This window comes from Bacillus cereus group sp. N31, assembly GCF_016483245.1.
Lineage (GTDB): Bacteria > Bacillota > Bacilli > Bacillales > Bacillaceae_G > Bacillus_A > Bacillus_A toyonensis.
On sequence record NZ_JAEHCH010000007.1, the window covers coordinates 1 to 13464 of the forward strand.

Sequence of the window (13464 nt, forward strand, 5' to 3'; positions counted from 1 at the left end):
TAAAGGCAAAATTAAAAATGAGCCCGGTGCAATACCGGACTCATTTGGATCAAGCTGCCTAATGAAATAACCGTGTCAACTTTTAGGGGTCACTTCAAAACTCGCTCTTTTTTTGTTATGTACAATAATTCATTACTACTCTAATTCAATCGAAACATTTTTTTGTGGTACGAATGTAGAAATTGCATGTTTATAAATAAGCTGTTGCTTACCTTCTGTTTCCAGTAGGACTGTAAAATTATCAAATCCTTTAATTAATCCACGAAGCTGGAAACCATTTAATAAGTACAGCGTAACAAACGTATTTTCTTTACGGAGTTGATTTAAAAACTGATCTTGAATATTGATTGATTGCTTCATGTCGAATCCTCCTCTTTTTCTCTACTTACTATTATTCGACTTTAGTTGTAACTTTCCTTCTATGTATCGTAAAATTTCTGACGTTTTTTCACCATCTGTAACATCAAACCATGTGACATCCATTTTATTACGGAACCACGTTAATTGACGTTTTGCATAACGACGTGAATTCGTCTTTAATTGTGATACCGCTTCTTCTAAAGAGACACGATTCTCAAAATAGTCATATACCTCTTTATACCCAATCGCTTGAATAGATTGACAATCTCTCATCCCACGATTATACAGCCCTTTTACTTCCTCTAATAAACCTTGTTCCATCATTAAATCCACTCGTAAGTTAATGCGATCGTATAGCATTTCTCGATCCATTGTCAAGCCAATTAGTGAAACATCATATAATAACTCGTTTTCTTGTTTTTCGAGTTGTTCACTCATTTTTTCGCCCGTCGTGTGGAAAATTTCTAACGCCCGAATGACACGACGCACATTATTAGCATGAATACGCTCCGCGCTTTCTGGATCTACTTCTTGCAATTTTTCATGTACATATTCCACACCACGTTCTTGAGCTAGCTTTTCCATTTTCTCTCGGTATATAGCATCACCAGCATCATCTGTAAACTGATAATCGAATAAAACAGATTGTATATAAAGACCGGTTCCACCAACAATAATCGGTAATTTACCCCGCTCTGTAATTTCTCGAATATGTTTACGAACACGTTCTTGAAATTCTGCGACAGAAAATGAATCTTCCGGATCTTTTATATCGACCATATAATGTGGAATTCCGTCCATCTCTTCTTTTGTCACCTTTGCGGTTCCAATGTCCATCGTGCGATAAATCTGCATGGAATCTCCACTTATAATTTCACCATTCAACGCTTTGGCAAGGTCAATACTTAACTTCGTCTTTCCAACAGCAGTTGGTCCAATGATGACAGCAACCTTTTCGCGTTGCATTTCTCCCATATCATTCAACTCTCTTTATGTAATATACTCCATCTATTGATTATATCCAATCTTAACAATTTTAACGGTACGATTGCAAGTTCTTTCATTCTGGTACATGAAATTTCATATAAAAAAAGAACATAGTTTGTCCAATTCTGCATACACATGATAAAAAATAGCTTTGAGAGGATGAGTTGACTATGAAACAATCTACCATCAATTTTTCATCTTTAACAAAAGACCTCATTTTAGCCACTGCTACAAAAGAACAAAACTGTTCACAAGAAGAATTATACTTCGCTCTAAATTGTTTGCTACGTTCTTTTCATTCTACGCTCCAAGAAACAACATTACATCCAGAAAATAAAAATACAGAGTATATGCAGACTCAATTTTGCAGTGCATATAAAATTCTTACAGGTACAACTATTTATCCCTTTCAATAATCCATAAAAAGCGGTTGCTTGAAAATATGTAAGCAACCGCTTTTTAAATTAATACATATACACTATTGTATAACTTTCACTTTTACAGACTTACGGCCCCAGCTATTAGCACTACCATCTGAGCCCACTAATACATCAATGCGATTTCCTTTAATCGCACCACCAGTATCTCCAGCAATCGCTTCTCCATATCCTTCTACCCATACTTTCGATCCAAGTGGAATTACCTTTGGATCAACAGCAATTACTTTCATATTTGGATTCGCTGTTAAATCATGCCCCATTGCAGTTAACACACGACCACCATACGTACCATTCTCACTTGGATTTGCTGTATACGCCGTCGCTTCTACTGTTATTTCACGACCGCCAGCAGGTGCATTTGTTTCAGCAGATTTCTTAACTGGTTTCGCAGCTGGCTTTTCCTTTGCTACAGGCTTACTTGATTCTACATTTTTAACAGACTCTTTGCTCTTAACTGCCGTATTATTTTTAACCGACGGATTTACTCTAGCCGGTTCTTCTTGCGTTACAACTTCTTTCTTTTCAATCACAGGTGCTTCTCCTGTTAAAAATGGTACGTGAACATATGCAACTTTTCCATTGTAGTCGAATTGTAACCATTCATTTTGAACTTGATTTGTCGTTTCAATCAAATCATTTTTATTAAATTTACCAAGAATTTCAGAGTCAGTATTCGCTCCAGCACGAATATTTAATACGTTCGCAGTTACATAATACGTACCTTTAGTAAATTCAGCACTTACAAATGCTTCTTTACCGTCTAATTTAATTTTCGACCATCCGTTTTCTGTATTTATAACATCTAATTTATTTCCACTTAACATTTTACCTACAAGCTTTGACTCTACATTTGGGTTTTCTCTCACATTTAATACGTCTGTTGTTACAATCGTTTCTGCTTTCGCAGAACCTGCAAAAATCCCAAGACCAAAAACTGCCGCTGTTGCTATACCTAATAATTTTTTCATGAATAGCCTCCATTTGCTTTGTTTTCGTATTTTCATTATAGCAACAGATTTTTTAGTTTTTTAGAAATCACACAATTACAAAGCATTCGTAATATACGATTAACGAGTTGTAACATAAATTTCCACATTAATGAAATGCATTTTCAATAGAAACCCCAATATTTTTCATATATTTTCCACATACAAGCATGAAAATTTTTTTCCAAAAAAAATTACAGTATTACTGTTTTGTTACAAAAAAATCATATTCCATTACATCTTTTACCATAAAACATCATTCTCCAATTATTAATCTCTTTTTTTGTAATAAAAAGGAGTAGCTTATAGCAGCTACTCCTTTTTCATTTATTATTTAACTTTCTTTTTCCAAATTCCCATCATAAGAGCAGAAATAACTGTCCCTACTAATATAGAGAAAATATATAGCAACGGTTTATTTACTAATGCTATAACAAATAACCCACCATGTGGTGCCGGTAATGTAATTTGGAATAACATAGATAACGCGCCTGCAATACTTGAACCAACAACACAACTTACAATTACTCGAATCGGATCTGCAGCTGCAAATGGAATTGCACCTTCTGTAATAAACGATGCTCCCATAATATAATTTGTTAAACCAGATTTACGTTCCGCTTCTGTAAACTTCGTTTTAAAGAATGTAGTTGCAAATGCAATTGCAAGTGGCGGTACCATACCACCAGCCATAACAGCAGAGTGAACTCCAAAGTTCTGCGCTTCTATTGCAGCAATACCAAATGTAAATGCGGCTTTATTAATTGGACCACCCATATCGATTGCCATCATACCACCTAAAATAAGACCTAGTAATATAGCATTTGTACCGTTCAAACCATTTAACCATCCTGTTAACATTTCATTCAATGCTACTACAGGTGGATTTACTACTTTTTGCATTACAACTCCTGTAATTAACAATCCAAAGACTGGATATAACAAAACAGGTTTAATTCCTTCTAACTGCGCTGGTAATCCTGAAAATAATCTTTTCAATCCTAAAACAACATATCCAGCTAAGAAACCAGCAATTAATCCTCCTAAAAACCCAGCATTCGCATGTGCCGCTAAAAATCCTCCGACAACACCAGGCATAAAACCAGGACGATCAGCAATAGAACTCGCAATAAATCCAGCTAAAATTGGTACAAGGAATAAAAACGCCCCTGTTTTTCCTCCACCAATAGACATGAACAATTCAGCTAATGGACCTTCCGCCTTTATACCACCAAACGAAAACGCTAGCGCTATTAAAATGCCACCGCCAACAACGAACGGAAGCATATTACTTACACCACTCATTAAATGCTTATAAATTCCTAATCCTTTTTCTTTCTCTATACTCTCTGACTTCCCATTCTCTTTTACACCTTTAAAGATTGGTGCATCTTGTTTGACAGCTCGATTAAGAAGCTTTTCCGTTTTTCTAATCCCATCAGCTACTGGCACTTGAATGACATGTTTTCCAGCAAAACGATTCATTTCTACTTGTTTATCTGCCGCAACGATAATGGCTGTTGCACGTCCAATGTCCTCTTTCGTTAAACCGTTTTTTATACCTGTTGATCCGTTCGTTTCAACTTTAATCGCAATCCCTAACTCTGCCGCTTTCGCTTTCAAACTATCAGCAGCCATATATGTGTGAGCGATTCCAGTCGGACAAGCTGTAACAGCTAATACGTATGGTTCATCCCCTTCTGGTTTCGCTACTTCAACTTCTTCTTCTTTTTCATTCTCTTTTTCATCAAATAAGCGAAGAAGTTCCTCTTCATCCTTTGCTTCTAATAATTGCTTGCGAAAGCCTTCATCCATTAATAATGTAGAAAGACGGGACAACGTTTCTAAATGTGTATTATTTGCTCCTTCACTTGCAGCAATCATAAAGAATAAATGTGCAGGCTGTCCGTCAAGCGATTCATAATTGATACCGCTTACACTTCTACCGAAACAAATCGCCGGTTGCTTAACAGCCTTCGTCTTCGCATGTGGTATGGCAATGCCTTCCCCAATTCCAGTCGTACTTTGGGACTCCCGCTTTAAAATAGCTTCTTTAAATTCCGTTTTACTATTTAAACGATTTGCCCCACTTAATTTCTCAACTAATTCATCTATGACAGCTTCTTTATTTGAAGCTGTCAAATTCATAATGACTGTATCCCTTTTTAATAGTTCTGTAATTTTCATATGTTACTTCCCCCTATCGCTTAACTACAATTACTTGCGACAATAATTCTTCTACTTTTTCCTTTTTACATAAATCTGCCGAAAATGCTGTTGCACTCCCTGTTGCAACACCATATTGGAATGCCTTTTCAATATCTTTTGTCTGTTCGTATTTACCTACAAATCCAGCAACGAGAGAATCTCCTGCCCCAACTGAATTAATAACAACACCTTTTGGAACAGTTGCTTCATATATACCTTCTGCCGTAAATAATAAAGCTCCATCTCCGGCCATTGATACAATAACGTTCTCTACACCTTGTTCGACTAATTTTCTTCCATACGGTAAAATCTCTTCTACTGTTAAAAGCTCCACTCCAAATAACTCACCAAGTTCATGATGATTTGGCTTTATTAAAAATGGCTTATTTTTAATTACATGTTGCAGTGCACTTCCACTTGCATCCACTACTACACGAATACCTTTTTCAGCTCCAAACGCAGCAATTGATTCATAAAAAGTATTTGGAATAGAAGTCGGTACACTTCCAGCAAGTACAACACAATCTCCACGTTGCATACTTTCAATTTTGTTCATTAACTGTCCGAACTGCTCTTTTGTCACAATAGGACCTTGTCCATTTAATTCTGTTTCTTCTTCCCCTTTTATCTTTACATTAATTCTAGTATCTTCATCTACTTGGACGAAATTTGTTGTTACACCTTCATCATGTAATACATCTTGCATAAACTGACCAGTAAATCCACCAGTAAATCCAAGTGCAACATTTCCAACACCTAAACGATGAAGAACGCGAGAAACATTAATCCCTTTTCCTCCAGGAAACTTCATGTCTTTCTCTGCTCGATTTACTGTGCCTAAATCAAAAGAATTAACTTGTACTACATAATCAATAGATGGGTTTAAAGTAACTGTATAGATCATTGTTTATCAGCCTCAATTACATTGGTTTGTCTTTTATATTTTTCTAAATCAATTTCTAAATGGTTTGTAATAATATTTGCATCTTCAACATTGGCAATTTTCGCAAACGCAACTTCTGAAAACTTACTTTCATCAATTAAGAAATACCCTTCGTTCGCTAATGTTAATGCCATTTGTTTTAAAAGCGCTTCTTCTGGATCTGGTGTTGTAAAACCAAACTGTTCATGTACGCCATTCGCTCCTAAAAAACATTTATCAAAGCGATACTTCTGCATACTTTCCTGTGCCATCGCACCAATTAAAGCCTTCGTCCTACTCTTCATCATTCCGCCTAGTAAATACGCACGAATATTATTTTCAACTAAAGCTTCAATATGCATAAGTCCATTCGTCACGACAGTAACATCTTTATTTATTAGAAATGGAATCATTTCAAATGTTGTACTTCCTGCATCTAAATAAATACAATCCCCTTGTTCCACAATAGTAGCTGCATACTTAGCAATTTGATGTTTTATTTGAATGTTTTTGGATGATTTTTCAGTCATCGTTGGCTCCTGTCCCTTTGCTGTTAAAACAGAGGCACCACCATGAACTCTTTTTAATAACCTTTGTTTTTCTAATTGTGCTAAATCACGACGAATTGTTGATTCAGAGCTTTCTGTTCTTTCAACTAATTGCTGTAATTTAACTACTTTCTGTTCTTTTACAAGTTGCAATATCATTTGATGACGTTCAGGAGTTAACATTTTACTCACCTCTTCTTTGATTACAGTATAATGAAAACGATCACAAAAATCAACCACATACATTCATAAATAATCAAAAACAATCAAAAACAGTTATAGACAACAAAAAAAGGAACCCATTTGATTGTTATATCAAATAGGTTTCTTTCCTCGATTCACTTATAAAGAAGCTTTATATATGTTTAAAACATCATCTTTATTTAATTTTTTAAAGTTACCAAATTCACCATAAGCCATCGCTTTATCCGCCATTAAATCAATTTCATTTTCTCCAATAGTATAATCAGATAATGTTACTGGTGCCTCAATTGAAGTCCAAAATTGACGCAGTGCCTCAATTCCTTCTAACGCCACTTCTTTATCTGTTTTGCCATCTGTTTCTATATCAAATACACGAATAGCGAACTGTTTAAAACGACTTACATTTTCATCTATAACATGCTTCATCCAATTTGGGAATAGAATTGCAAGGCCGCCGCCGTGCGGTATATCATGAACAGCAGAAACTGCATGCTCAATATTATGAGTTGCCCAGTCTCCTTTTACTCCCATTGCTAAAATGCCGTTTAACGCCATAGTACCGCAATATAAAATTGTTTCCCTATGCTCATAATTTTCTAGATCACTTAAAAGCTTAGGAGCTGTTTCAATTACTGTTCTTAAAACAGATTCACAATAACGATCTTGTAGTTCTGTATTTGTTCCATGATGGAAATATTGCTCTAATACGTGTGACATAATATCTACCATACCGTAAATTGTTTGATCTTTCGGTACAGACGCAGTATGAACTGGATCTAAGATTGAAAACTGCGGGAAAGTAACCGGGCTACCCCAGCCGTATTTTTCATTCGTTTCCCAGTTTGTAATTACCGAGCCTGCATTCATTTCAGATCCTGTTGCTGCAAGAGTAAGTACAGTACCAAATGGTAATGCCTCGCTAGCAAATGCTTTTTTCGTTACAATATCCCATACATCTCCATCGTACTTACTACCAGCGGCAATCGCTTTCGTACAGTCGATTACACTTCCTCCACCAACTGCTAAAATAAATTCGACACCATTTTCTTTACAAATTTGAATCCCTTTTTTTACTGTTGATACACGAGGATTCGGTTCAACACCAGTCAATTCAAATACTTCTGCATTTATATCTTTTAAAATAGAAATTACATTATCATATATACCGTTTCTTTTAATGCTGCCTCCTCCATATACGAGAAGAACTTTTTTACCGAACTGTGGAATTTCAGTTTTTAACTGCTCTAATTGTCCTTTACCGAAAATAAGTTTTGTCGGATTACGAAATACAAAATTTTGCATATCTTTTTACCATCCCTTCTATTTAAAAAGCAACTATACTTTTGTATACCATATTTTTTTCATTTCACAAAAATATTTGCTTAACAAAAAAATCCCAGCCTTTAGGGCTGAGATTTTTTAGTGATAATAAGGTGAGATCATTAAGTAAACAATAACACCAGATAGACTTACATATAGCCAAATTGGCATCGTCCATCGTACAATTTTACGGTGACGTGTTAATTGATTCGTAAAACCAAATACAAGTGCGAACAATGCAAGTGGTACAATAATTGCCGCAAGGATAATATGTGTAATTAAAATGATGAAGTACACATATTTAATAAATCCTTCCCCGCCAAAATGTGTTGCTGGCGCCAAGTAATGATACGATAAATACGAAACACAGAATAGCAAAGTCGTCGTGAATGCCGCAAGAATGAAACCGCGGTGCATTTTCACATTCTTTTTAATAATAGAGTATAAAGCTGCTAATAAGAATACGAACGTAAAGCTATTAAAAATTGCATTTAACATTGGTAAAATCGTTACATCAAAATGTACTTCTCCTTCATAGCCAACAGGTCCAAAGAACAAAAATAAAATAATCGCATTTACAATTACAGAAAGCGTTATCACAATAGGAGCATAGCTTTTCTGATTTGTTGATTGATCCACCAAAATGGTCACTCCCTCTTCCTTCAAATATGTATACGTAACCTCACTATTTTAACATATTATTCACAGTGTAAATGTGACAATAGTTTGACACAGTAAGACAAGACAAAGAAAAAAATCCTTCTTAATAAAACTTCTTAAGAAGGATTTTATCGCTTTATTATTCAAATAGCAATGCAATTAGTTTTTGTTAAAAAACGTATCGCTATATGCTTGAAAAATTTCAGATACTTGATATCCCATTAATGAAATTGCTGTTAATGAAAAGAAACCAATCATAAGAAATCGAAACCACATATAAATCTCCTCCTTGTATTTAGCTTAAAAAACGTTAGCTATATTACAAGTTACGTGGCACTCTTCATCATCACTTTCTTTCTTCTTTACAATTGCTGTTATAAATCGAATCATAAAGAATAGAACAAAAGGAATTTGTTCGTAATTCACCTTGGCATAGTTCAGCAACGGCTCACGCTGCACATCGAACGGGGATGAGAAGGAATAGAACATACCTTGCTCTTCCATATATACAATTACAATTTTCATGCAAAATACTATTCCTAGAAACGAAACAATATCTTGCCATTCTGTCGTATATAACAGGTTATACAGCTCTAATACGTACTCTTCCATCATCATCCCCCCCTTCCTTTTTTACCATTTTGCTCGCCTTCGTATAAAAAGTCAAGAAAAAAGTTTATATTCACTATGACAATAGTAATTACTCGTTTCTATGTTTATATATGATTCTTTTATAGCAATGATTGGGTGTAACTCTATTCCAAAACAATAAATTAGAATCGAACGGATTCTTCATTTCTACTTTTAGGTTTCAAAACTGTGCTATTTTTATTTCTATTAAAAATAAAATAAGAAAGTATTATAAGAACAGTAACAAGCATCGTTAAAAGTGCTTGTGGACGCAAAGATTCAATTGCAAGCATTGCAACTAAAACTGCTATAATAGCAGCAATTGTAACATACGTTACATATGGGAAAAGCCACATTTTCACTTTCAAATTTCTTTGTTCTACTTTTCCCATTTTTTTACGCATCTTTAAATGCGAAACTGCAATAACGAGATAAACAAGTAACGCGATCCCACCAGAAGCATTCACTAAAAATAAAAATACTTTATCTGGAGATATGTAACTAAAAACAACTCCAATATAAGCGAAGAAAGTTCCAAATAAAACTGCTCGAACTGGAACACCACTACTGTTCAATTTTAAAAACACCTTTGGAGCATCTCCTCTTTCTGCCATCGAAAAAAGCATTCTTGAGTTTGTATATAAGCCCGAATTTAAACAAGAGAGTACAGCTGTTAAAACGATAAAATTCATAATTTGTGCTGCCGCTGGTATTCCTATATGTTCAAGTACCGCTACAAATGGACTTTTTAGTATGTTTGCTGAATTCCACGGAAGGAGTGTAACGACTATAGCAATAGATCCAATGAAAAATACGAGAATACGCCAAATTACACTATTTGTTGCTGTTTTTACTGCTTTTACAGGCTCAGCAGACTCACCAGCCGCTACTGCTACAATCTCTGACCCCATAAATGAAAATATAACGACGGTAATTCCAAGCAGCACCGAACTTATCCCATTTGGCATAAATCCCCCTTGTCCTACTAAATTTGAAGTGCCAGGTGCTTCCGTTCCTGGTACAAATCCTAAAATAACAGCAAGTCCAAGACAAAGGAATAAGACGATACTTATTACTTTAATAAAAGAAAACCAATATTCAAACTCTCCAAATGATTTCACTGAAAAAACATTCGTCAACGTTAATAAAATCGTTAATATTAGGCTTAATAACCAGAGTGGGATGTCTGGAATCCAGTATTGAATAATACCAGCACCTGCTGTGGCTTCTATTGCAATAACAATTACCCAGAAAAACCAATATAGCCACCCAATTGTATACCCCGCCCATAGACCAATAGCTTCTCGTGCATATGTTGCAAATGAACCACTTGTCGGGTTAATAGCTGCCATTTCCCCCAACATTCTCATGACGAAAATGACTAGAAGTCCTGCTAATGCATATGAAACGATAGAACCTGGCCCGGCCGAATGTACAACTGCACCACTTCCAACAAACAAACCAGCCCCTATTACACCACCAATTGAGATCATCGTAATGTGGCGTATTTTTAGGTCTTTCTTAAGATTTTTATCCAAATCTTGTACATCCCCTTCCAAACTTTATTTTGAAATTTATGTAAGAGTATTATGCAAAAAACCTTGTCTTACATTTCTTAATATATCAAAATATTCTGAATTTAAAAATTATAAATCCACCTCCTTCATAAATTATTACATTAGGTTTAATAATTTTCCATACACAATTGTTGAGAAAATTATTAAACCTAACAAAAGATAAAATTTTCAGATATCATTAAAGAAACAAGATTATACATCTAGACAACTTTTTGTATAGGAGTGTTGATATGTTAAACAAGTTCAAATTCATTTGTTGTATGTTAGTAATTTTCTTACTGCTACCGCTAGCCCCCTTCCAAACAAAAGCAGCAAACAATTTAGGATCAAAATTACTCGTTGGATATTGGCATAACTTTGATAACGGTACTGGCATTATTAAATTAAAAGATGTTTCACCAAAATGGGATGTAATAAATGTATCTTTCGGTGAAACTGGTGGTGATCGTTCCACTGTTGAATTTTCCCCTGTGTATGGTACAGATGCAGAGTTCAAATCTGATATTTCCTATTTAAAAAGTAAAGGAAAAAAAGTAGTTCTTTCAATAGGTGGACAAAATGGAGTCGTTTTACTTCCTGACAATGCCGCTAAACAACGTTTTATTAATTCCATACAATCTCTAATCGATAAATACGGTTTTGATGGAATAGATATTGACCTTGAATCAGGTATTTACTTAAACGGCAATGACACTAATTTTAAAAACCCAACAACTCCTCAAATCGTGAATCTTATCTCAGCAATTCGAACGATTTCAGACCATTACGGTCCAGATTTCCTATTAAGCATGGCCCCTGAAACAGCTTATGTTCAAGGCGGGTATAGCGCATATGGAAGCATATGGGGTGCATATTTACCAATTATTTACGGAGTGAAAGACAAACTAACTTATATTCACGTTCAACACTATAATGCTGGTAGCGGCATTGGGATGGACGGTAATAATTATAATCAAGGAACCGCAGACTACGAGGTCGCGATGGCAGATATGCTCTTACATGGCTTTCCTGTAGGCGGTAATCCAAATAATATTTTCCCCGCTCTTCGTTCAGATCAAGTAATGATTGGACTTCCAGCGGCACCAGCAGCAGCTCCAAGTGGCGGGTATATTTCTCCAACTGAAATGAAAAAATCTTTAGATTATATCATTAAAGGCGTTCCTTTCGGAGGGAAGTATAAGCTTTCTAATCAAAATGGCTACCCTGCATTTCGTGGTCTAATGTCTTGGTCCATTAATTGGGATGCAAAAAACAACTTTGAATTCTCCAATAACTACAGAACATATTTTGATGCTATTCCTTTGCAAAAATAATAAAAAACAGCAATAGGTTATATAAAGTAACCTATTGCTGTTTTTTATTTATGTAAATTACTTTTTCACATCCATATCTACAGTACGAAGAGATTCATCTCCATTTCGTAAATAGCTATTTACGAGACTTAAAAGTAACTTCCCACCAACTAACATTGCACGTTCATCAAAATCAAATTGAGGATGATGATGTGGATATGTTGCTCCTATTTCTTCATTACCCGCACCTGTGAAGAAAAATGCTCCTGGAACATGCTCTAAGTAGTATGCAAAATCTTCACCACCCATAATCGGCGGCACTTCAATGACCCTTTCTCTTCCAAGATCACGTTCTGCAACCTCCATAAAATGACTCGTTTCCTCTACATGATTTATTAATATTGGATAGCCACGTTTATATTGAATATTAACTTCAGCCTGAAGAGACTGACAAATCCCCTCAACAACTCGTCTAAATTCCTTCTCCATATATTCTCTTACTTCAGGATCTAACGTTCGAATGGTTCCTGTAAACGTAGCAGTATCCGCAATAATATTATCCGCTTGACCAGCATGGAATGTACCAACTGTTAAAACTACGGATTGAAGTGGATCGACTTTTCTACTAACTAACAGTTGCAACTGGTTAATAATTTGTGTTGCAACAATAATAGCATCTACAGTATGATGTGGCATACCTCCGTGACCACCTCGCCCTTGAACCTTCACCTCAAAAGAATCAGCTGCCGCCATCATTGCTCCTGCTTTCGCACCAACAATTCCTACAGGCATTTGAGAAGATACATGCGTACCAAAAACAACATCTACTCCTTCTAAACAACCATCCTCAATCATAGCGATAGCCCCGCCAGGCTCTTTCTCTTCTGCATGTTGGTGTATAAGAACTATTTTTCCAGAAAGTTGGTCTCTATGATCACTTAATATTTTTGCAACTCCTAAAAGTGTTGCTGTATGTCCATCATGGCCACAAGCGTGCATTACGCCCGGAACCTTTGATTTATATGAAACTTTCTTTTCATCTTGAATAGGTAGTGCATCAAAATCAGCACGCAACGCGATTGTCTTCCCAGATTTCCCACCTTCAATTACGCCGATGATTCCTCTTCCCCCGACATCTGTTTTCACATCAATATGAAAACTTTTTAAGATTGCAGCTATTTTTTTCGGTGTTTCTATTTCTTGAAACGATAGCTCTGGGTATTGATGAAAATCTCTTCGCCACGAAACCATTTGGTTATACAAACTTTCCAACTCTTTATGCCATGTTTCTATCATAGAAATTCCCCTTTCTTTTTTAACACTTTAAATT

General features: G+C 35.5%; 13 protein-coding genes. 2 read left to right on the top strand and 11 right to left on the bottom strand.

Annotated elements, in window-relative coordinates; translation table 11 throughout:
- Window positions 1–135: 135 nt before the first annotated feature.
- Both hfq and miaA read right to left on the bottom strand, forming a co-directional pair.
- Window positions 136–360 (bottom strand): RNA chaperone Hfq, encoded by a 225-nt coding sequence (hfq, locus tag JDS81_RS11460; protein WP_000813896.1) that lies wholly within the window; start codon window positions 358–360, stop codon window positions 136–138.
- A 21-nt stretch (window positions 361–381) separates the two neighbouring features.
- The gene (miaA, locus tag JDS81_RS11465) at window positions 382–1335 is read right to left on the bottom strand and encodes a tRNA (adenosine(37)-N6)-dimethylallyltransferase MiaA (protein ID WP_000504364.1); all 954 of its coding nucleotides are present in this window, start codon (window positions 1333–1335) and stop codon (window positions 382–384) included.
- Between the two features lie 182 nt (window positions 1336–1517).
- Here miaA and JDS81_RS11470 point away from each other — a divergent pair, with 182 nt between their 5' ends.
- Entirely contained in the window at window positions 1518–1763 is a 246-nt protein-coding gene (locus JDS81_RS11470; protein ID WP_000814421.1) for a hypothetical protein, read from the top strand.
- A 62-nt stretch (window positions 1764–1825) separates the two neighbouring features.
- Here JDS81_RS11470 and entD read toward each other — a convergent pair whose 3' ends face one another.
- The 8 genes from entD to gabP form a co-directional block, all read right to left on the bottom strand.
- Window positions 1826–2755 carry a cell wall-binding protein EntD gene (gene entD, locus JDS81_RS11475; protein WP_097955326.1) on the bottom strand — a complete coding sequence of 310 codons (930 nt, stop codon included), beginning with the start codon at window positions 2753–2755 and terminating at the stop codon, window positions 1826–1828.
- 348 nt (window positions 2756–3103) lie between these two features.
- The gene (locus JDS81_RS11480) at window positions 3104–4960 is read right to left on the bottom strand and encodes a PTS fructose transporter subunit IIABC (protein ID WP_097955328.1); all 1857 of its coding nucleotides are present in this window, start codon (window positions 4958–4960) and stop codon (window positions 3104–3106) included.
- Between the two features lie 13 nt (window positions 4961–4973).
- On the bottom strand, window positions 4974–5885 hold the full coding sequence (gene pfkB, locus JDS81_RS11485) for a 1-phosphofructokinase (RefSeq protein ID WP_000640843.1): 912 nt from the start codon (window positions 5883–5885) through the stop codon (window positions 4974–4976).
- The gene (locus JDS81_RS11490) at window positions 5882–6634 is read right to left on the bottom strand and encodes a DeoR/GlpR family DNA-binding transcription regulator (RefSeq protein WP_000957291.1); all 753 of its coding nucleotides are present in this window, start codon (window positions 6632–6634) and stop codon (window positions 5882–5884) included. Before JDS81_RS11490 ends, pfkB begins: the two co-directional genes overlap by 4 nt.
- 159 nt (window positions 6635–6793) lie before the next feature.
- Window positions 6794–7957 (bottom strand): iron-containing alcohol dehydrogenase, encoded by a 1164-nt coding sequence (locus tag JDS81_RS11495; protein ID WP_097955329.1) that lies wholly within the window; start codon window positions 7955–7957, stop codon window positions 6794–6796.
- A gap of 117 nt (window positions 7958–8074) precedes the next feature.
- Window positions 8075–8617, bottom strand: a complete 543-nt coding sequence (locus JDS81_RS11500; RefSeq protein WP_097955331.1) for a DUF420 domain-containing protein — start codon at window positions 8615–8617, stop codon at window positions 8075–8077.
- A gap of 318 nt (window positions 8618–8935) precedes the next feature.
- Complete coding sequence (locus JDS81_RS11505; protein WP_002059902.1) at window positions 8936–9253, bottom strand: hypothetical protein; 318 nt, start codon at window positions 9251–9253, stop codon at window positions 8936–8938.
- 155 nt (window positions 9254–9408) lie between these two features.
- Window positions 9409–10803 (bottom strand): GABA permease, encoded by a 1395-nt coding sequence (gene gabP / locus JDS81_RS11510; protein ID WP_097955332.1) that lies wholly within the window; start codon window positions 10801–10803, stop codon window positions 9409–9411.
- Between the two features lie 269 nt (window positions 10804–11072).
- Here gabP and JDS81_RS11515 point away from each other — a divergent pair, with 269 nt between their 5' ends.
- Window positions 11073–12155: a chitinase gene (locus tag JDS81_RS11515; protein WP_097955334.1), complete on the top strand. Its 1083-nt coding sequence runs from the start codon at window positions 11073–11075 to the stop codon at window positions 12153–12155.
- Between the two features lie 57 nt (window positions 12156–12212).
- On the opposite strand, the gene JDS81_RS11520 is transcribed toward JDS81_RS11515, so the two are convergent.
- The gene (locus JDS81_RS11520) at window positions 12213–13430 is read right to left on the bottom strand and encodes a M20 metallopeptidase family protein (RefSeq protein ID WP_000573505.1); all 1218 of its coding nucleotides are present in this window, start codon (window positions 13428–13430) and stop codon (window positions 12213–12215) included.
- Between the last annotated feature and the right edge of the window lie 34 nt (window positions 13431–13464).

What these genes read in the sequence shown, in the direction of transcription:
- hfq (WP_000813896.1), bottom strand. Translation starts at nt 360, where the DNA reads ATGAAGCAATCAATCAATATTCAAGATCAGTTTTTAAATCAACTCCGT.
- entD (WP_097955326.1), bottom strand. Translation starts at nt 2,755, where the DNA reads ATGAAAAAATTATTAGGTATAGCAACAGCGGCAGTTTTTGGTCTTGGG.
- JDS81_RS11505 (WP_002059902.1), bottom strand. Translation starts at nt 9,253, where the DNA reads ATGATGATGGAAGAGTACGTATTAGAGCTGTATAACCTGTTATATACG.
- JDS81_RS11520 (WP_000573505.1), bottom strand. Translation starts at nt 13,430, where the DNA reads ATGATAGAAACATGGCATAAAGAGTTGGAAAGTTTGTATAACCAAATG.
- miaA (WP_000504364.1), bottom strand. Translation starts at nt 1,335, where the DNA reads ATGGGAGAAATGCAACGCGAAAAGGTTGCTGTCATCATTGGACCAACT.
- JDS81_RS11495 (WP_097955329.1), bottom strand. Translation starts at nt 7,957, where the DNA reads ATGCAAAATTTTGTATTTCGTAATCCGACAAAACTTATTTTCGGTAAA.
- JDS81_RS11480 (WP_097955328.1), bottom strand. Translation starts at nt 4,960, where the DNA reads ATGAAAATTACAGAACTATTAAAAAGGGATACAGTCATTATGAATTTG.
- JDS81_RS11490 (WP_000957291.1), bottom strand. Translation starts at nt 6,634, where the DNA reads ATGTTAACTCCTGAACGTCATCAAATGATATTGCAACTTGTAAAAGAA.
- pfkB (WP_000640843.1), bottom strand. Translation starts at nt 5,885, where the DNA reads ATGATCTATACAGTTACTTTAAACCCATCTATTGATTATGTAGTACAA.
- JDS81_RS11470 (WP_000814421.1), top strand. Translation starts at nt 1,518, where the DNA reads ATGAAACAATCTACCATCAATTTTTCATCTTTAACAAAAGACCTCATT.
- JDS81_RS11515 (WP_097955334.1), top strand. Translation starts at nt 11,073, where the DNA reads ATGTTAAACAAGTTCAAATTCATTTGTTGTATGTTAGTAATTTTCTTA.